The sequence below is a fragment of the Mesorhizobium sp. M1322 genome (assembly GCF_040318085.1).
GTDB lineage: Bacteria > Pseudomonadota > Alphaproteobacteria > Rhizobiales > Rhizobiaceae > Mesorhizobium.
In genome coordinates, this window is sequence record NZ_JAMYLP010000052.1 from 1 (window position 1) to 20,237 (window position 20,237).

A 20,237-nucleotide genomic window follows, 5' to 3' on the forward strand; every position below is an offset into this window, starting at 1 on the left:
ATCAACCGATCCATTACACCCAAGGCTGCCTCCAAAAGCAGTCTTGAATCATGCTACGGTCAAAAAGGGAATCCTAAGAGTCCACACCACCTAGGCCGCTGTCGAGTATGGCAAGAATGGCCTCGAAATTTTTCGCTCAGTGGGCTGGCTATGCTGATTGGGCTTCCGTGCGCTGGCCAGCAACGCGGCCTGCTCTGTCGTGGACGCTCTGACCTACGGCGGTTCTAGAACTCGCTCGCGGACAGCAGCTTCACAGGGACCAATAGAAAAAAGGCCGGACTGTTAAAGTCCGGCCAGGCATGAAGGTTCAAAACCTCCAGAGGGGAACGCGCCGGACGCAATGGGAGGAAAACATCCGACGCAATGCACATATGGGTCGGCACGGCTGACGTTTCAACGACATGTGGTGGGCCACATCGGCCGCTCCATAGAGCCACGTGGGCTCATGGGTGCCGCCGCGAAAGGAGCCCTGGCGTTCTCAGTCAATGTCGAAGGATACGCCTTGGGCCAGCGGCAGCGCCTTCGAATAGTTCACCGTGTTGGTGGCGCGCCGCATATAGGCCTTCCAGGCGTCGGAGCCCGACTCGCGGCCGCCGCCGGTCTCCTTCTCGCCACCGAAGGCACCACCGATCTCGGCCCCCGATGTGCCTATGTTGACGTTGGCGATACCGCAGTCGGAACCATCGACACCGAGGAACCGCTCGGATTCCTGCAGGTCGCGGGTGAAGATCGACGACGACAGCCCCGCTCCGACCGCATTGTGCTCGTCGAGCACGGCGTCGAAGTCCGAGTACTTCATAACATAGAGGATCGGCGCGAAGGTCTCTTCCGTCACCGGCGACACCTGCTTGGGCATCTCGACCAGCCCCGGACGAACGTAATAGGCGTCTGGATGGCCATTCTCGACCCGCGTGCCACTGGTCACCTTGCCACCGTGAGCGGCGGCTTCCTTCAACGCGTTCTGCATACTGTCGAAGGCCGCCTTGTCGATCAACGGTCCGACCAGCGCTGATGTCTCCAGCGGATTGCCGACCGAGACGCTTTCATAGGCCTTCTTCAGGCGCGGAACCAAGGCATCATAGATGTTCTCATGCACGAACAGGCGCCGCAGCGTCGTGCAGCGCTGGCCGGCCGTGCCCATGGCGCCGAAGGCAATAGCGCGCAAGGCCATGTCGAGATCGGCGGTCGGGCAGACGATACCGGCATTGTTGCCGCCGAGCTCCAGCACGGCGCGGGCAAAGCGTTTCGCCAGCCGCGGACCGACATCCCTGCCCATGCGGGTCGAGCCGGTGGCCGAAACCAGCGGAACCTTCGGATGATCGACCAGGATTTCGCCGACGGCGCGATCGCCGATCAGCACCGACGTCAAGCCTTCCGGAGCATCGCCGAAACGTTCTGCCGCACGCTTGAAGATCGCCTCGCAGGCGAGCGCCGTCAGCGGCGTCTTTTCCGACGGCTTCCACACCACCGCGTCGCCGCAGACCAGCGCGAGCGCGGCATTCCACGACCACACCGCGACCGGGAAATTAAAAGCGGAGATGACGCCGACCACACCTAGTGGATGCCAGGTTTCCATCATGCGATGACCGGGGCGCTCGGTGGCGATGGTCAAGCCGTACAGTTGCCGGGAGAGGCCGACGGCGAAATCGCAGATGTCGATCATCTCCTGCACTTCGCCGAGCCCTTCGGACGGGATCTTGCCGACCTCGATCGACACCAGCCGGCCAAGCTCGGCCTTGTGGGTACGCAGTTCCTCGCCAAGCAGCCGCACCAGCTCGCCGCGCTTCGGCCCAGGCACCAGCCGCCATGTCTGGAAGGCCTTGTGGGCGGCATCGATGGTCTTTGCCGCATCGGCCGGCGAGATCGTCTTCAGCGCGGCGATCTGCTCGCCCGTCACCGGGCTGCGCACGATAAGATCGCCGCCCGAAAGCGCGTCCTCAGCGACACCCAGTTTCGCCAGTAACCCGGCTGTTTCCTTCGCAATCGTCATTTTCTTTCCTTTCAGATCCCGTCGTCATATGGCGTCGGGCAAAGCCTTGTGCCATGCCGTCCCTGTGCCGATCGGCACATCAGGCGCTGTCATGGCGTGGCATTACTCGTTTCAGGGAAAAATCGCCACCCCGGCATGGTCTAAGCCAAGGTCAGACCGTTGAACCAGCGATTCGTTCAGCGCGCTGTCTGCGCGGTTCCCCGCGCGGCGCCTTCCTTCATCAGGCGGTCGATATGCATGCGGATATGGGCGGCCTCGGCTGCCGTGTTGGCAAGCGCGATGGCGCGGTCGAAGGCGATGCGCGCCTCCTCGCCGCGACCGAGCTGCATCAGCAGTCCGCCCTTGAGGCCGAAGAAATGGAAATAGCCTGAAAGCCTTTGTTCCAACGGCTCGATCATGGCAAGTGCCGCTTCCGATCCGCGCACCTTGGCGACCGCGACGGCGCGATTGAGCGTCACCACCGGCGACGGCTGCATCTGCTCGAGCAGGCTGTAGAGCAGCTCGATCTCGTTCCAGTCCGTGTCCTCGGGCTTTTCCGCCCGCGCATGCAGGGCGGCGATCGCCGCCTGCACCTGGTAAGGACCGGGCTTCTGGTGGCGCAGCGCCTTGTCGATCAGCGCCAGCCCCTCGTCGATCATCTTGCGGGTCCACAGGCTGCGGTCCTGGTCTTCGAGCAGCACGATTTCGCCGTTCTCGTCGAAACGCGCCGGCGCACGCGCATGCTGGAGAAGCAAGAGCGCCGTCAGGCCCATGATCTCCGGCTCGGTCTGGAACAGCCTGAGCAGCAGCCGGGCCAGCCGGATCGCCTCTTCGCAAAGCGGCGCGCGGGCCGGTGCCTCGCCGCTGTTGGTCGAATAGCCTTCGTTGAAGATCAGGTAGACCATGGCAGCGACGGCGGCGAGCCGTTCGGACCGCTCGACCGCACCGGGCGTCTCGAACGGCACGCCGGCATCGGCGATGCGCGCCTTGGCTCGTGTGATGCGCTGCTCCATGGCGCTTTCACCGACGAGAAAGGCGCGGGCGATCTGCTTGACGCTCAGGCCTGAAACGATGCGCAACGCCACGGCGATCTGCTGCGTCGCCGGCAGGTCGGGATGGCAGCAGATGAACAGCAGCCGCAATATGTCATCGCGGTAATGCGCGCCGTCCAGCCGTTCGGCGATATCAGTCTCGGCATCCTCCAGATCGGAGATCTGGTCCTCTTCCGGCAGCGGCGCCTGCTTGGCACGCTTGCGCACCGCGTCGATGCCGCTGTTGCGGCCAACGAAGATCAGCCAGGCTGCCGGATCGCGCGGCGGACCGTTTGTCGGCCAGTTCTTCAGAGCTCGCAGACAAGCGTCCTGGAAGGCTTCCTCCGCCGCATCGAGATCGCGGAAGTAGCGCAGCAGCGCGCCCATCGCCTGTGGGCGGGCGGTGCTGATCGCCGTGCTGATCCAGGTGAGATCGGTCATGCGGAAACCTTGGCGGGATTGAAGAGCGAAACCGGCCGTATTTCGTAGGAGCCGCCGCTCGGGTTGACCTCGGAAAGTTCGCGCGCAAAGTCGACGGCCTCGTCGAGATCGGCGCATTCGAGCGTGTAGAAGCCGAGGAACTGTTCCTTGGTTTCGGCAAACGGGCCGTCGATGACGACCGCTTCGCCCTTGACCTTCCTCAGCGTTGTCGCAGCGGTTGTCGGCAGCAGCCGCGCCACCGGGCCAAGCCGGCCCGCCTGAGCGTATTTTTCCTGCACGCCCAGGAGTTTTTCCATGACGGCATCGTCCTGTTCCTTGCTCCACGAGCAGACGACGTCTTCGGAGGCATAGCAGAGGATAGCGTAGAGCATTGGTGCGTCCTTTTCTCTGTCAAAGGACGAAACAGTAGGACCTATCCCGACATAACGTCGATAAAAAAATTGCGTCCTGCGAGCACAATGAAGGCTTGTGGCTGCTCTGTTCGGTTCAGCTTTCCTGCGCCTTCAACCATCTCAGAACGAGGGCTTCTTCGACATCAAGGCCGGGTATCGATCGCTTCCGCTTGTTCGCATCCGCCATTTCGCTGAGCAGCCGGCCTTCGGACCAGGCTTCGAAAACCTGCGGGTGGATGTAACATCTGCGGCAGATGGCGCGCGTGTTGCCCAGCCGCTCGGCCACCCTGTCGATGACGCCGTTCATCACCCGCTTCTGTTGTGCCTGGGTTTCGGGTCGTTCGGTTTGCGCAAACAGCGACGCAGCATGGATGGTGCCGCCCCATGTTCGGAAATGCTTGGAGCTGAAATCGGCCCCTGCCGTCTCCCTGATATAGCGGTTGACGTCGTCGGAGCGGATCGGTCGCCTGCTTCCGTCCTCGTCGAGATACTGGAACAGCTTCTGGCCCGGCAGATCCTGCGCCCCGCGCACGATCCTGGCGATCCGGCGATCGACGAGCTTCAGCTTCCATTCCTTGCCGGACTTGCCTTTGAAAGCAAACCGCAGGCTCGAGCCATTGATGTCGACATGGCGGTCGCGCAGTGTGGTCAGGCCAAAGCTGTTGTTGTCGCGAGCGTAGGCGGCATTGCCGACGCGGATCATCGTGTTGTCGAGCAGCCAGGCCACAGCGGCGACAACGCGTTCCAGCGGCAGGCCGTGGCGGCGCAGATCGGCGTCGATCTGGCGTCGCAGCTCAGGCAGGCTTTCTGCAAAGGCAACCAGGCTCGAATATTTGACGCCGTCACGCTCCTCCGCCCAGAGCGCATGATACCGATATTGCTTACGCCCACGTTGATCCCGGCCCGTCGCCTGGATGTGACCGTTGGCATCCGGCGAGATCCACACGTCCGTCCACGCCGGCGGTATGGCGAGCGCCTTGATGCGGGCCAAAGTGTCGTCGTCGACACCCTGCCCGTCAGGCCCTTTGTAGGAGAATCCCTTGCCCACCCTCAGACGGCGGATACCGGGCTCGGTATCGGTGACATAGGCCAGCGAGGCTCGATCGGCCGAGGCCTCCCCACCATTCTTCGGCGTTCCCTTTCTTGGTGCAACAGCCCCGGCAGCCAATCGGCCGGACGGCGACCCGGATTTATCCAGCATGTCCTCTCCGCGAGAAATTTCCCGTAGATAAGCGCCGGACCCGCCGCTGGTTCCGCCATGGCTTTCACAAACATGTCAGGCTCACCGCATAGGCGTTGAGAAGCAGTCGTCTATCTATGTTCGGCGCACACAATCGAGGGGTCTCGCCTGCCGCTGTTATGCCTTTTCCAGCACAACCGGAATGACGTCGACCGCTTGCTCGCCGACCTGGCCTCCGGTCGTCTTCAGGATGCCGACGATCGGCGCGACATCCGAGTAGTCGCGGCCGTAGCCGACGGTGATGTGGTCGTTGCTTGCCCGCATGCCGTTGGTCGGATCGAACTCCTGCCATCCGGTGTCGCGCCCGCACCACACCTTCACCCAGGCATGCATGGCGTCGGCCCCTTCCAGCCGCGGTTTTCCGCGCGGCGGAATGGTGCGCAGGAACCCGCTGACATAGCCGGCGGGAACACCCAGGCCGCGCAGGCCGGCGATCATGATATGCGAAAAGTCCTGGCAGACTCCCCGCTTCAGGTCGAAGGCATCGCTTGCCCGGGTCTGCACCGTAGTCGCCTCGCCGTCATAGGTGAAATCGCGGTAGATACGGCTGCACAGGTCCATGGCCGTGCTGACAGCGGAGTTGCCGGCACTGCTCCGCGCGTAACCCGTGATATCAGCATCGATGCCGGCATGGTCGCTGGCGGCCAAAAAGTGATGCGGTGTATCAGGCGACAGCGACCGCACCGCATCGAGTTCCTCCCTCAGCCGGCGAATGTCGGGCGACACGTCAAGCCCGGGTTCCGGCCGCGAAACCGCGACGCGCGCGCTCATCCTGATGTCGAGCGCATCGTGAACGTCGCGAAAGGCGATCGACGTGACATTATTGCCAAAAAAATCGGAAAAATCCGAGCGTTCGCTGGGCGCCGGCGCGAAGGACAGCGAAGCGGCGATCACGCGCTGCACGCCCGATATCGTCGGCGGCAGCACGCGCACCTGATGGCGGCCGCCGCCGGCTGCAGCATCGTAATCGTAACGCAGATTGAGCCTGATGTCGTAGAGCATGCCCGCCTTTGTCCGACCCCACCTTACCCGAAATAGGCTTTGGCGAGGCTGTTGTAGAGGCCGCCGATTTCGTTGGCGAGATCGTCCAGGGCTTTCGCCGTCATGTCCGAGGGCTCCTTGATGGCGATTGCCGTGTTGAGCTGCAGGATCTCCTTCGCCGCCGGCGACATATGCCCCTCGCCGCCGACAGCAGGCAACAGCGCGATTTCGGCCTTCAGCCGCTCGAGCTGGAACAGGATGGAGCGAGGGTTGAGCGGATCGAGCACCAGCAGGTCGATCACCGTGCGCCGGCCGGCCTGCACCGGATACTGCCGCCGGTGGGTCATGACGCTGTCGCCGATCTCCAGCATCATGTCGAGCGCGCCGTCCGGCGCCGCAGCCCTGGTCAACCGGGCGAGCGTACGGGCGATCTGGATGCCGCGTTCCAACCGCCGGCCGATCTCCAGGAAGCGCCAGCCGGTGAAGCGGTACATATTCTCATGCAGCAGGCCGGAAAACCCGGCGAGCTTGCGCAGGATGACCGTCATCGCCCGCGTCGCATCATCGCCCGGCGCCACTGTTGTCGCGAATTGATGAATGGTCTTCGACAAATCCTTCAGCGCCAGCCAGCCGTCGGGCGAGAAGCGGTCGCGGATCTGCCCGGCGCTGTAGACGGCGCTGTCCAGCGTTCCGATCAGCCCCGGCGGTATCGCCGCCGCAACGTCGATGCCGAACGGTTCGAGATGATCTCTGATATCGGCAAGCAAAGGCATATCCGGGTCGGACGCCTCGGCCAGCCGCACGTGGTGGGCGCGCAGGATACGCACCGTGTCTTCCGATCGCTCGATATAGCGGCCGAGCCATGTCAGGTTTTCCGCCGCACGGCTGGGCAGGCTGCCTGGCATGGTACGGGTGAAGCTGTCATGCTCCTGCGGCAGCAGCGTCTCGCGTTCCACCGGTCTGTCGCTGACCACCCACACATCCGCGGCCTGGCCGCCGCGCTGCATGGCGATTGCCGTCGGGTCGAGCGAAAAGCCGACACGGGCAAAACCGCCGGGCATCACCGTCCAGCCTTCCGGTGTTCGCGCCAGATAGACGCGCAGGGCTGCTGGCCGCGGCTCAAGCCAGCCGCCGGCATAGACCGGCGTGGTCGAAAGTGTCACCGCTTCCTGTCCGACGAAGTCGCCGCCGTCCCTTTCGATCCGGGCTATCAGTTCGGCCCGCTCCCCGGCAACCAGAGCCGAGCCCAGCCTCGTGCAATCATCATCCTCGAAGGCAAGCCGTGTCGACAGCGCCGGGCCGATCACCATGCGGTCGAGGTTAGCCAGCACATGGTCACGGTCGGCGTCCCGCCCGCACCACCATGTCGCGACGCTCGGCAGCAGAAGCTCCTCGTTGCGCAATTCGCGCGAAATTTTTGGCAGGAAGGCGAACAGCGCCCGCGTTTCCATCAGCCCGGAGCCGAGCGCGTTGACAACTGACACGGCCCCCCCGCGGATCGCCTCGACCAGCCCTGGCGTGCCGATCTGCGAATCCGGCCGCAACTCGAGCGGATCGGCGAAGGCCGCATCGAGCCGCCGCCACAGCACGCTGACCGGCGCCAGCCCGGAAACCGTGCGCACCATCAATCGATCGCCGGAGACGGTCAGATCCTCGCCTTCGAGCAGCATGATGCCGAGATAGCGGGCGATATAGGCATGTTCGTAATAGGTTTCGTTGAGCGGCCCCGGCGTCAGGATGGCGACACGGCCGCCTGATGCCTTGGCCATGCCGTTCAGCGCATCGCGAAAGCGACGGAAGAAGCCGGCAAGGCGGTGGACATGCATCTCGCCATAGATGTCGGACAGCGCACGTGTGGTGGCAACGCGGTTTTCCAGCGCAAAGCCGGCGCCCGACGGCGCCTGCGTGCGGTCGCCCAGCACCCACCAGCGGCCGTCCGGCCCACGGCCGAGCTCGAAGGCGCAGAAGTGCAGGAAATGGCCGCTGGCCGGCCTGGTGCCGACGACGGGCCGCAAATATTCCGGACTGGCCGCGATCAGCCCCGCCGGCAGGATGCCCTTCTCGACCAGGCGGTTCGGCCCGTAGATATCGGCGATCGTTTCCTCGAACAGCTCGGCCCGCTGGACCAGGCCGGCACTGATCGCGGCCCATTCCTGCTCCTCGATCAAGAGAGGCACATGCGCCAGCGGCCATTCGCGCTCATTGGCACCGGCCTTGTCGTAGACGCGGTAATAGACGCCGGCGTCGCGCAGATACTGGTCGGCGCGAGCGAAGCGCTGGGCGAGCTTTTCAGGCCCCAGTTCTTCCAGTGCCTCGATGAAGTCTTTCCAGACCGGACGGGGATTGCCCGATGCATCGACCATCTCGTCGACGACACCGTCGATCGGCTGGTAGTGCTCCAGCAGGTTACGCGTCCTGCCGCTTATTTTCTTGTGATTCCCCTTTGCCATGGCTGATCAGAGTCTTGCAGGCCGCCGCAGGTCAAGGGTCATCGGGAAATCCTCAGACGCTTGTTCGTCGCGCAGCACGTACCCGGACGGCGTATGGCCGCGCGGCTCGAAGCGGGCGAGCCGCCGCGCCTCCGCTTCGTTGCCGTTGACCGGGAAGGTGTCGTAGCTGCGCCCGCCGGGATGGGCGACATGATAGACGCAGCCGCCGATGGCCCGGCCCGACCAGCCATCGTAGATGTCGAAGACCAGCGGCGTATTGACCGGCAGCGCGGGATGCAGGCCGGATGCCGGCTGCCAGGCCTTGAAGCGGACGCCTGCCACCGCGGTCTCTCTGGTGTCTGTCACCTTCATCGGCACGATACGGCCGTTGCAGACGACGGCATGACGCTCAGGGTTGAGCCCTTCCGTCTTCACCTGCAGCCGCTCGACCGAGGAATCAACGAAGCGCACCGTTCCGCCGATCGCGCCCTGCTCGCCCATGACATGCCATGGCTCCAGCGCTTGTCGCAGTTCCAGTTTGATGCCGGCATGCTGGACCTCGCCGCAGAACGGGAAGCGGAATTCGAGCTGCGCGTCGAACCATTCGGGACGGAATTCAAAGCCGTTCAGCTTGAGGTCGTCCAGCACGTCGAGAAAGTCAGCCCAGACATAATGCGGCAGCATGAAACGGTCATGCAGCGACGTGCCCCAGCGCACGAAGCGGCCATCGAGCGGGTTCTTCCAAGCGCGGGCGATAATGGCGCGCACCAGCAATTGCTGCGCCAGGCTCATGCGCGCATTGGGCGGCATTTCGAAGCCGCGGAACTCGACCAGGCCCAGCCGGCCGGTCGGCCCGTCCGGCGAAAACAGCTTGTCGATGCAGATTTCCGAGCGGTGGGTGTTCCCCGTCACGTCGGTCAGGAGATTTCGGAACAGCCGGTCGACCAGCCACGGCAGCGGGGCCTGACCCTTGTCCGGATGCGGCACCTGCGCCATTGCGATCTCGAGCTCGTAGAGCGAATCGTGGCGCGCCTCGTCGAAGCGCGGCGCCTGGCTGGTCGGGCCGATGAACAGGCCTGAGAATAGATAGGACAGCGACGGACGGCGCTGCCATTGCAGCACCAGGCTCTTCAGCAAATCGGGGCGGCGCAGGAACGGACTGTCGTTAGGTGTCGCGCCGCCGACGACGACATGGTTGCCGCCGCCAGTGCCGGTGTGGCGGCCGTCGATCATGAACTTATCAGCGCCAAGCCGCGTCTGCCGCGCCTCCTCGTAGATCGCTGTGGTCGTCGCCACGCAGTCCTGCCAGTTCGCAGCCGGATGGATGTTCACTTCGATGACGCCGGGATCCGGTGCCACGCGGATGACGTTGAGGCGCGGATCGTGCGGCGGGCCGTAGCCCTCGATATGCACCGGCAGGCCGATAGCCTTTGCCGCGTTCTCGGCCGCCGCGACCAGTTCGAGGTAATCTTCCAGCGCCTCGACCGGCGGCATGAACACGCAAAGCCGCCCGTCGCGCGGCTCGACCGACAGCGCGGGGCGCGCCGCGCCCCCGCGCGCGGGGAGCTGCGGCTCGACCCCGGCCGGCGGGCCGGGCGCGACATTAAAGGACGCCGCCTGGGGGCGGCGCGCCATTTCGTCGGCGCCTTCAAGTTCGGCCGGAGCGGCCTCCGGCAAGGGAGTGGCCTCAGGCAAAATAGTCCCGCGCGCCGGCAATGGTCCGCGCGGCAGGGAAGGATCGACCGGCACGATATACGGGAACTGCGCCGGCGGCACATGGGGCAGCGTGCCAAGCGGCAGGCGGTAGCCGACCGGTGAATCGCCCGGCACCAGAAACAGCTTGCCGCGCCGCGTCTTCCACTTCTCCGAACGCCAGCGCGGTCCGGACGCCTGGCTGTTCCAGCGCTGCACAGGCAGCACGTAGCCCGACGGCTTGGTCAAGCCGCGTTCGAACACCCGCGCCATGCGGCTGCGCTCCTCGGGGTCGTCCAGCTTCGAATTGGACGGATCGACATTCTCCGGCAGTTTGCCTTCCTTGAGCAGCCACTCGGCCGGGTCCTCATAGGCTTCGCTGACCATGGTCTTGTCGATGCCGAGTTCATCGGCAATCGCCGTCAGCAGGCCTTCAGCCTGCTTCGGCCCGATATTTGTTTCGCTGTTTTCCCGTGCGATCAGCGATGGGTCGCTCCACACCGGCTCGCCGTCGGCGCGCCAGTACAGCGAGAACGTCCAGCGCGGCAGGCTTTCGCCCGGATACCACTTGCCCTGCCCGTAGTGCAGGAAGCCGCCCGGCGCGAAACGCTCACGCAGCCGGCGGATCAGCGCATCAGCCTTTTCGCGTTTTGTCGGGCCGACCGCGGCGGTGTTCCACTCCTCCGCCTCGAAATCGTCGATCGACACGAAGGTCGGTTCGCCGCCCATGGTCAGCCGCACGTCCCCGGCATCGAGCGCGGCGTCGACCCGGTTGCCCAGCGCATCGAGCGCCTGCCAGCTTTCGTCGGAGAACGGCTTGGTGATGCGCGGGTGCTCGGCGATGCGGTCGACCCGCATGTCGAAGCCGAACTCGACATTGGCGAAGCTGGCCATGCCGGAAATAGGCGCGGCGTTGCGGAAATGCGGCGTCGCGGCGAGCGGCACATGGCTTTCGCCGGTTAGCAGTCCGGAGGTAGGGTCGAAGCCGATCCAGCCGGCCCCTGGAAGATAGACTTCGCACCAGGCATGGAGATCGGTGAAGTCGACGGCGGTGCCGGGCGGCCCGTCAAGCGCGACGAGGTCGGGTTTCAGCTGGATCAGATAGCCGGAAACGAAGCGCGCGGCGATGCCGAGATTCCTCAGGATCTGCACCAGCAGCCAGCTCGTATCGCGGCATGAGCCTTTCTTGGCGGCAAGCGTCTCCTCCGGCGAAAAGACGCCGGTTTCCATGCGCACGATATAGGCGATCTCGCGCTGCAGCCGCGCATTGAGGTCGACGACGAAATTGACGGTGTTGGTAGCGCTGCGATTGACCGTTTGCAGGAACGCCGCCAGCAGCGGTCCAGCCGGCTCCGGCGTCCGGTAGATGGCGAGATCGTCGCTGATCTCTTCCGGATATTCGAACGGAAAGGTCTCGGCCGATGGCTCGACGAAGAAATCGAATGGATTGTAGACCGTCATGTCGGCGACCAGGTCGACCTCGATCTTCAGTTCCGTCACCGGTTCCGGAAACACGAAGCGCGCCAGAAAATTGCCGTAGGGATCCTGCTGCAGATTGACGAAGTGGTTCGCCGGCCCGACCTTCAGCGAATGGCTGAGCACTTTGGTGCGGGAATGCGGCGCCGGCTGCAGCCTGATGACCTGGGGACCAAGCACCACCGGCCGGTCATATTTGTAATGGGTCAGGTGATAGACGGCTGCCAGAATTGCCATGGGGCCTCGAAAGTTGGCGTTTCAAACGAATTCGCCGAACCCTGACACAAATGCTGGCCATTCTCCAAGCAGAGATGTTGCGCTGCACCTAAATTAAGCAGCGTTGCCGGCCTAGGGGTCGCTCAGAAAAACGCCTGCAACCCCGTCTGCGCCCGTCCAAGGATCAGCGCATGAACGTCATGCGTGCCCTCATAGGTGTTGACCGTCTCCAGGTTCTGCGCATGGCGCATGACATGGTAGCCGATCTGGATGCCGTTGCCGCCATGCATGTCACGGGCCTGGCGGGCAATGTCGAGCGCCTTGCCGCAATTGTTGCGCTTGACGATCGAGATCATCTCGGGCGCCATCTTGCCTTCATCCATCAGCCGCCCGACGCGCAGGCTGCCCTGCAGCCCCAGCGCGATCTCGGTCTGCATGTCGGCGAGCTTCTTCTGGAAAAGCTGCGTGCCGGCCAGCGGCTTGCCGAACTGCTTGCGGTCGAGGCCATATTGGCGGGCCCGGTGCCAGCAATCTTCCGCCGCACCCATCGCCCCCCAGGAGATGCCATAACGCGCCCGGTTGAGGCAGCCGAACGGCCCCTTCAGGCCCGACACATTCGGCAATAGCGCATCCTCGCCGACCTCGACCCCTTCCATCACCACTTCGCCGGTGATCGATGCACGAAGCGACAGCTTGCCGCCGATCTTCGGCGCCGACAGCCCCTTCATACCTTTCTCCAGCACGAAGCCGCGAATCTCGTTGTCATGCGCGGCCGATTTCGCCCAAACGACAAACACGTCGGCGATCGGCGCGTTGGAAATCCACATTTTCGAGCCGGAGAGCTTGTAGCCACTCGCCGTCTTTTCGGCGCGCGTCTTCATGCCGCCGGGGTCGGAACCGGCATCCGGCTCGGTCAGGCCGAAGCAGCCGATCCATTCGCCTGACGCCAGCTTCGGCAGGTATTTCTTGCGCTGCGCCTCTGAGCCATAGGCATGGATCGGATACATCACCAGCGACGACTGCACGCTCATCATCGAGCGATAGCCCGAATCGATGCGCTCGACTTCCCGCGCCACCAGCCCATAGGTGACGTAGTTGGCGCCGAGCCCGCCATATTCCTCGGGGATGGTGATGCCGAGCAGGCCCGCCTCGCCCATCTCGCGAAAGATTCCGGCGTCGGTCTTTTCCTCGAGATAGGCTTCCTCGATCCTCGGCGCGAGCTTGTCGGCGGCAAACGCCGCCGCACCATCGCGCACCATGCGCTCGTCTTCCGAAAGCTGGTCCTCGATCAGGAAAGGATCTTCCCAGACGAATGCGTTCTTGTCGGCGGCCATGGCCTCGGTCTCCCAAACTCTTGCATGTCGCCCAAAAGCCTGCCCTCGGGCGTGACCCGAGGGAGTTCGGCGGTTTTGGGACAACGACATGCATAAACAAAAATCATCAAGTGCGCGGCTTATCGGCTTCCAGCTCGAAAAAATCAAACGAAATTGCTTCGGCGATCAATGAGCGATAGTAATGGATCATGAACGTGCAGCGCCGCCTTTTGCCCGGTATAAGTGCCCTTGCCGCCTTCGAGGCGGTGGCCCGGCTGGGCAGCTTCACCGACGCCGCGCAGGAGCTTGATCTGACCCAGGGCGCCGTCAGCCGGCAGATCAAGCTTCTGGAGGGCCAGTTCGGCCGCCGACTGTTCGATCGCGACAGCCGCAATGTCAGACTGTCGGTGGCAGGGGAGATTTATGCCGAAGCGGTGCGCGCCGCCCTTGGGCAGTTGCGCGATGCAGCCCTGGGATTGATGAGCAATCGGCATAGTGGCATCTTGAACCTCGCCATCCTGCCGACCTTCGGCACGCGCTGGCTGATGCCGCTCATCCCGGATTTCGTTGAAAACAACCCCGACATCACCATCAATTTCGTCACTCGCATCGGCCGCTTCGACTTCGCCCGCGAGAGGCTCGACGCCGCCATCCATTTCGGCCTGCCCGACTGGCCGGACGCCGACTCGACGCTGCTGGTGGGCGAAGAGGTGGCGCCTGTCGTCTCGCCCGAATTCCTGGCCAGCCGGGATATTGCCACACCCGCCGACATCGGCCGCCTGCCGCTGCTGCATATGGCGACGCGGCCCGGCGCATGGACCGAGTGGTTCGAGCATCAGGGTTTGAGCGCGCCGACCGGACCGGGCATGCAGTTCGAGCAATTCGGCACGGCCGCCCAGGCCTGCATGGCCGGGCTCGGCGTGGCGCTGCTGCCGCAGGTCCTCATCTCAGGCGAATTGCAGCGCGGCCAGTTGGTGCCGGCGCCGGGCCGGCCGATGCAAAGCCGCAGCGCCTATTATCTCGTCGTGCCGCACGACAAGCGCGGCCATCCTCCGATCGCCAGTTTTCGCGACTGGCTGCTGGGCCATGTACCGCCGGAGAAGTACCTACTTCCGCTTCAACGCATCGGCCAATGCGGCGCCGAATGCGCCCTGTTGCGCCGGCCGCTCCGGCTGGCGCTGCGGCGCCGGCGCTCGCGGTATCGGTCTGCCGCCATTGTCGCGAGGTCCCTTCGATGCGCCACCATCGCCGTCCTTGCGCATAGAAAGGCCGATGCGTTTGCGCTTGATGTCGACCTCGACGACGCGCACCTTGACCACGTCGCCGGCTTTGACCACCTCATGCGCGTCCTTGACGAAACGGTCGGCCAGTTGCGAGACATGCACCAAGCCGTCCTGATGCACGCCGATATCGACGAAGGCGCCGAACGCGGCGACATTTGTGACGGTGCCTTCCAGCAGCATGCCAGGCTTGAGATCCTTGATGTCGTCGACGCCGTCGGCGAAGGTCGCGGTCTTGAAGCCGGGGCGCGGATCGCGACCGGGCTTTTCCAGTTCCGCCAGGATATCGCGCACCGTCGGCAGGCCGAACCGCTCATCGACGAAGACACGCGGATCAAGCGCCTTGAGAGCGGCGCTGTCGCCCATCAGCGAGCGGACGTCACGCCCGCAGGCGGCGACGATCTTTTTCGCCACCCCATAGGCTTCCGGATGCACGGCCGAGGCATCGAGCGGTTCGGTGCCGTTGGGAATGCGCAGGAAGCCGGCGCATTGCTCGAAGGCTCGCGGTCCGAGCCGCGCCACCTTCAACAGGTCACGACGGCTGGCGAAAGGGCCCGCCGCATCACGGTGAGCGATGATCGTTTCGGCCAGCGATGTGCCAAGGCCCGAAACCCGCGCCAGAAGCGGCGCCGAGGCGGTGTTGAGGTCGACGCCGACGGCATTGACCGCGTCCTCGACCACAGCTTCCAGCGAGCGGCCGAGCCGGTACTGGTCTACATCATGCTGATACTGGCCGACGCCGATCGACTTCGGCTCGATCTTGACCAGTTCGGCGAGCGGATCCTGCAGACGTCGCGCGATCGACACCGCGCCGCGCAGCGACACGTCGAGGCCGGGAAATTCCACGGCCGCCGTTGCCGAGGCGGAATAAACCGAGGCACCGGCCTCGCTGACGATCACCTTAAGCGGCTTCGGCCCGGAGTCCGATGGCATGTCGGACAGCATGTCGGCGACCAGCCTTTCCGTCTCACGACTGCCGGTCCCGTTGCCGATGGAGATGAGCTCGACCTTGTGCAGGCGGATGAGCTTCGCCAGTTCGGCTTGAGTGCCGCGCACATCGTTCCTTGGCGGAAACGGATAGACCGTCGTCGTCTCCAGCAGCTTGCCGGTGCCGTCCACCACCGCGACCTTGACGCCGGTGCGTATGCCGGGGTCGAGGCCCATCGTGGCGCGCGAGCCGGCGGGTGCCGCGAGCAGCAAATCCTTCAGATTGCGGGCGAAGACATGGATCGCCTCCTCCTCGGCCCGCTCGCGCAGATCCCGCATCAAATCGAGCGTCAGGTGCAGCGACAGCTTTATGCGCCAGGTCCAGCCCGCCATCTCCATCAGCCAGCGGTCGCCCGGCAAATGGCGGCCGATGCCGTAGGCATCGGCAATCATCCGTTCGACCGGCTTCACCGGGGACGCGTCATCGGCATCGACCTCGATATCGAGCGACAGCACTTCTTCGTTGCGGCCGCGCAGCATCGCCAGCGCGCGATGGCTCGGCACGTTGGCCCAGCGCTCGACATGGTCGAAATAGTCGGAGAATTTCGCGCCGGCTTCCTGCTTGCCGTCGACCACGCGCGACCGCATGAAGGCGCGCTCCTTCATGTAGGTCCGTAGTCTGCCGACCAGATCGGCATTCTCGGCGAACTGTTCGGACAGGATATCGCGCGCGCCCTCAAGCGCCGCCTTGGCGTCGGCCACCTCTTCACTTATGTAGGCCAGCGCCAGTTCGCTGGGCACCGCCGCACGGTCGGCAAGAATAGCCTCGGCCAGCGGCCCCAAGCCACGCTCGCGCGCGATCTCGGCCTTGGTCCGGCGCTTCGGCTTGTAGGGCAGATAGATGTCTTCGAGTTCCGCCTTGGTGGCGGCCGCAGCGATCTTGGTTTCAAGCTCTTCGGTCAGCTTACCCTGCTCGCGGATCGAACCGAGGATGGTGTCGCGGCGAGCGTCGAGCTCCCGCAGATAGCCGAGCCGCTCGGCCAACAGGCGCAGTTGCGTGTCGTCCAGGCCGCCGGTGACCTCCTTGCGGTAGCGCGCCACGAACGGCACCGTCGCGCCCTCGTCCAGCAGGCCGATCGCCGCCGCGGCCTGTTCGGGCCGGGCAGTGATCTCGGCTGCGATGATTGCTGCGATGCGCTTGATGTCGGATGCCATGTCGTTCCTGCTGTCCTGTCGAAAAGAGCGGCGACCATAGGCGCAGAGCGCCGTTCCGCCAACCACGGCGTTTTCGATCACCCTGACAGGTCCACAGGAAAGCTGCGATGGCGGTCGGCCTGGAGCGCTCAGACCGTCCGGCTCAGTGCCTCGAAGAAAGCGACCATATCGACATCGAGGGGCTCATCGACTGGCTCCGGCTGCGATGACATCTTTGCGATGACGACCTCGGCCTTCGGATTGACATAGAGCCACTGGCCGTGGATGCCGATGCCGCAGAAGGCGCCGCTTGCCGCGCCCGTCTGGTACCATTTGTTGCGGTAGCGGCCTTTCGGGAAGAGGAATGCCATCATGCCACGCTGCCAGGCCTCGGTGTCTCCGCCTGTGCTAACAGTGTCGCGCACCCAGGCTTCCGGCACGACGCGGCGGCCATTGGCCGTGCCGCGTTGCCGCATCATCTCGCCGACCCGCGCCAGGTCGCGCGGCGTCACCGAAATGCCGCCGGCGGTGCGCGCCGTGCCCGCCCTGTCGACTGTCACCGCAGCTTCACTGGCTGCGCCGAGCGGCAGCCACAATTTCTCGCGCATCAGCTCGGCAAAACGCTGGCCGGACGCTCGTTCGAGCAGGATGCCGAGCAGGTCGGAATTGGGCGAGCGGTAGCGGAAAGTCCGGCCATGCGGCTCGGCCAGGTGCTGCAGCGTCAGGATGAAGTCGGCCAGGCCTTCCGTGCCGCCACCCGGATTCCACAGCGTCGCACGGCGATAGCGGGCAAAGGCGCTCTCCGGATCGAGATAGGCTTCTTCGAAGTCGAGGCTGACGGTCATGTCGAGCACATGCCGCACGCTGGCATCGCCATAGGCCGAGCCGGCAGCTTCCGGCAGATAGCGGGTCACCGGAGCCTGCGGGTCGAAAATCCCCTCGCCTTCCAATATGCCGGCCAGAATGGCGGTCAGCGACTTGCTGATCGAGAAGATGATGTGACGCGCGCCGAACTCCATATGCGGCGCGAACCAGTCGCCGACGAATTTGCCGGCTTTCATGATCGTCAGCGCGTCGGTGTCGGAGCGCGTGAGAAAGGCCGCAACGGTTTCCGGACCGCCCGCCAGCGCGATCTTTTCGCCAAGTAGCCCGCCGAAATCCTGAACCGCTATTTCGCCTTTGCCCGGCACGGCTGCCACGCGTGCGCTCGGCACCAACTCGCCGACATTCTGGAACGACCACCGGCTGAACGGGCTTTCGCGCCAGTTGCCGAGCAGCACCTCGTTGCGGCCAAAGCCATATCTGGTCTCGAACGCGGTCTTGCCGGTCATGGCGTTTCCTTCCGATTTTTTGGAACTTAGGCCAGCGCGGCGGCGATCGCGTGCACGGCTTTCATCGTCGCCACCGAAAAAGCGATGTTGGTGAAATCCGGGTAGCTCGAAAGCTTCACCACGACCATTCTCGTGTTCCAGTCGATATGGATGAGCTGGCCGAAGACGCCCCGGCACATCAGCGCGCGTGAGAGCGGGTCTTCGATCCAGAACTGGTTGCGATAGCTGCCTTCCGGCAGGCTGGGATTGAAGTCCGGTCCATGCCTGCCGTTGCGCGTCGCCTCGATCCAATCGGCCGGCACCACACCGCCGCCATTTTCGAGGATCAGCTGGCCGAAGCGGCCATAGTCGCGCAGCGTGGCGTTGAAGCCGCCATCGGCGACGGCGTAGCCGGCGCTGTCGACGGTGAAACAGGCACTTTCATCCGCCCCGAGCTTTTGCCAGAGTTCTTCCGAAACCAGCTGCGCCAGCCGTTTGCCGATTACCCGTTCCATGATGAAGGCGAGCACGTCGGTCTCGATGGAACGGTATTCGAACGCAGCGCCATGCGGCCGGCTTGTCTCCTTGAGCCGCAGGATCAATTCGAACATATGCGATGGCCACTCGAAGGCCGGGTCGCTGTCCGGCGGCACCGGTTTCCAGCCGCTGGCGACATCGACCTGACCGATGTCCGAGTAGCGGTCGGTGTATTCCTCGGAAAAACGCACCCCGCTCGTCATGTCGAGCACATGCTGCACGCTGGCGCCGGCCCAGCCGGTCGCACCAAGCTCCGGCAGATAGGCCGTCACCGGCATCGCGGGATCGATCAGGCCGCGCCCGGCCAGTATGCCGAATACCGAGCCCGTGACGGACTTCGCCATCGACTGCGACAAATGCAGCGTGCGCTCGGTCATGCCGTTGAAATAGCGTTCATAGGCGATCTTGCCGTCCTTGAGCACGAGGAACCCGTCCGTGTAGGTTTCATCCAGCAGCCCGGCCAGCGTCGTAGGCTGCCCCGTGCTGTCGCTCAGCGGCAGCGCGTCGAGATCGACTTCGGCTCGCTCGAACCGGCGGCGATGGCCATTGCCGCGCCAGACTTCGACGGTCGGCAGAATTTCGCGGATGTGCTGGAACGCCCAGCGGTTCCAGGGCCCCCTGTCCCAGTCGAGCTTCGGCGGCACCATCTTGGGCGGCGAGCCCTGCATGATCGGCGGCACCGGTTCACTGTTGCGGTAGGAGGTCATGAGGTGCGTCCCGGCAAACATGAAAACGGACCCGGCGGCGCCCACCGCCGGGTCCGTCACGATGCGATCACTTCTGCAGTTCGGTCCAGATCCTGGTGTAGAGTGCCTGCACGTCGGGCGCACAGTTCAGCATGAACTTGCCCTTGTCGACGAACTCGGCGGGGATGTTGACCTCCGGCGCCGTTTTCATGTCCTCAGGCATGAAGGCTTCCGACCCCTTGATGCCGTTGGCGTAGCGCGCGAAAGACGAGATCAGCGCGGCGTTCTCGGGATCCATGATGAAGTTCTGGAACAACTTGGCGTTTTCGACGTTCTTGGCGTCCTTCAGCACCGCGAGATTGTCCATCCAGATCGGATAGCCCTCCTTCGGATAGCCATAGACGATGTCCTTGTTCTGCAGGCGGGAGCGGAAGGATGCGCCGTTCCAGTCGACGCTGGCGGCGAAGTCGCCCTTGGCGAACTTCTCGACCGTGCCGTAGTCCATGGAGATCCATTTCGGCTTGGCCGCCACCAGCGCATCGCGCACCTTCTTCAGCACCTCCTTGTCGCCGGTGCAGGGCTCGCCGCCGACATATCTGATAGCGAGATGCATGACATCGGCCATTTCGGGAACGACGTTGACCTTGCCGACCAGTTCCGGCGGCGGGTCCAAGAAGATGGCGGAAGTGTTGGGATCGCCCTTGTAGACCGAGGTGTTGACTGTGACGCCTGTCGTGCCCCATTGCCACGGCACGGTGTATTTGCGGCCCGGATCGAAGGGAACATCGACCCATTTCGGGTCCATGTTCTTGAAGTTCTCCATCTTGCTGGGCTCTGTCTCCAAGAGCAGCCCTTCCCCGATCCAGATCGGCACGAAGCTCGCCGAAGGCACCACGATATCGAAGCCGCTGCCGCCCTGCCTGATCTTGGCGAGCGCGGTGTCATTGGAATCGTAGTCGGTGACGGTCACCTTGACCTTGTACTTTTCCTCGAACTTCTTGATGAGGTCGGGGCTGGTGTAGTTGCCCCAATTGTAGATGTTGAGTTCGCCATCGGCGCGGGCGAGACCCGCCGAGGCGAACAGCGCGGCGCTGAGCGCCGTCGCAGTCAGTTTCCAATTCAT

At 64.1% G+C, this 20,237-nt stretch carries 12 protein-coding genes and 1 pseudogene; 1 reads left to right on the top strand and 12 read right to left on the bottom strand.

The genetic code is table 11. From position 1 onward, the window contains the following. Nucleotides 1-478: 478 nt before the first annotated feature. The 8 genes from amaB to NKH12_RS19020 form a co-directional block, all read right to left on the bottom strand. Entirely contained in the window at nt 479-1,990 is a 1,512-nt protein-coding gene (amaB, locus tag NKH12_RS18985) for an L-piperidine-6-carboxylate dehydrogenase (protein WP_352954536.1), read from the bottom strand. 176 nt (nt 1,991-2,166) lie between these two features. Next, on the bottom strand, nt 2,167-3,441 hold the full coding sequence (locus tag NKH12_RS18990; protein ID WP_352954537.1) for an RNA polymerase sigma factor: 1,275 nt from the start codon (nt 3,439-3,441) through the stop codon (nt 2,167-2,169). Then, nucleotides 3,438-3,812, bottom strand: coding sequence for a YciI family protein (locus NKH12_RS18995; protein ID WP_095484111.1), 375 nt, complete (start codon nt 3,810-3,812; stop codon nt 3,438-3,440). Before NKH12_RS18995 ends, NKH12_RS18990 begins: the two co-directional genes overlap by 4 nt. 115 nt (nt 3,813-3,927) lie before the next feature. After that, nucleotides 3,928-5,034, bottom strand: a complete 1,107-nt coding sequence (locus tag NKH12_RS19000) for a DNA topoisomerase IB (protein WP_352954538.1) — start codon at nt 5,032-5,034, stop codon at nt 3,928-3,930. Nucleotides 5,035-5,190: 156 nt separating this feature from the next. Next, on the bottom strand, nt 5,191-6,075 hold the full coding sequence (locus NKH12_RS19005; RefSeq protein WP_352954539.1) for a transglutaminase family protein: 885 nt from the start codon (nt 6,073-6,075) through the stop codon (nt 5,191-5,193). Between the two features lie 23 nt (nt 6,076-6,098). Further along, nucleotides 6,099-8,504 (bottom strand): circularly permuted type 2 ATP-grasp protein, encoded by a 2,406-nt coding sequence (locus NKH12_RS19010; protein WP_352954540.1) that lies wholly within the window; start codon nt 8,502-8,504, stop codon nt 6,099-6,101. A gap of 6 nt (nt 8,505-8,510) precedes the next feature. Beyond that, nucleotides 8,511-11,888, bottom strand: a complete 3,378-nt coding sequence (locus NKH12_RS19015; RefSeq protein WP_352954541.1) for a transglutaminase family protein — start codon at nt 11,886-11,888, stop codon at nt 8,511-8,513. A gap of 122 nt (nt 11,889-12,010) precedes the next feature. After that, nucleotides 12,011-13,201, bottom strand: a complete 1,191-nt coding sequence (locus NKH12_RS19020; RefSeq protein WP_352954542.1) for an acyl-CoA dehydrogenase — start codon at nt 13,199-13,201, stop codon at nt 12,011-12,013. Between the two features lie 188 nt (nt 13,202-13,389). Here NKH12_RS19020 and NKH12_RS19025 point away from each other — a divergent pair. Then, nucleotides 13,390-14,292 (top strand): annotated as a pseudogene (locus NKH12_RS19025) (LysR family transcriptional regulator); the annotation flags it as partial. Here NKH12_RS19025 and NKH12_RS19030 read toward each other — a convergent pair. From NKH12_RS19030 to NKH12_RS19045, 4 genes are all read right to left on the bottom strand, one after another. Continuing rightward, entirely contained in the window at nt 14,287-16,602 is a 2,316-nt protein-coding gene (locus tag NKH12_RS19030; protein ID WP_352954563.1) for a Tex family protein, read from the bottom strand. The pseudogene NKH12_RS19025 and the gene NKH12_RS19030 overlap by 6 nt on opposite strands. A 128-nt stretch (nt 16,603-16,730) precedes the next feature. Next, complete coding sequence (locus NKH12_RS19035) at nt 16,731-17,912, bottom strand: serine hydrolase domain-containing protein (protein ID WP_352954543.1); 1,182 nt, start codon at nt 17,910-17,912, stop codon at nt 16,731-16,733. Between the two features lie 26 nt (nt 17,913-17,938). Continuing rightward, nucleotides 17,939-19,135: a serine hydrolase domain-containing protein gene (locus tag NKH12_RS19040; RefSeq protein ID WP_352954544.1), complete on the bottom strand. Its 1,197-nt coding sequence runs from the start codon at nt 19,133-19,135 to the stop codon at nt 17,939-17,941. Nucleotides 19,136-19,202: 67 nt separating this feature from the next. Next, nucleotides 19,203-20,237, bottom strand: coding sequence for an ABC transporter substrate-binding protein (locus tag NKH12_RS19045; protein ID WP_352954545.1), 1,035 nt, complete (start codon nt 20,235-20,237; stop codon nt 19,203-19,205).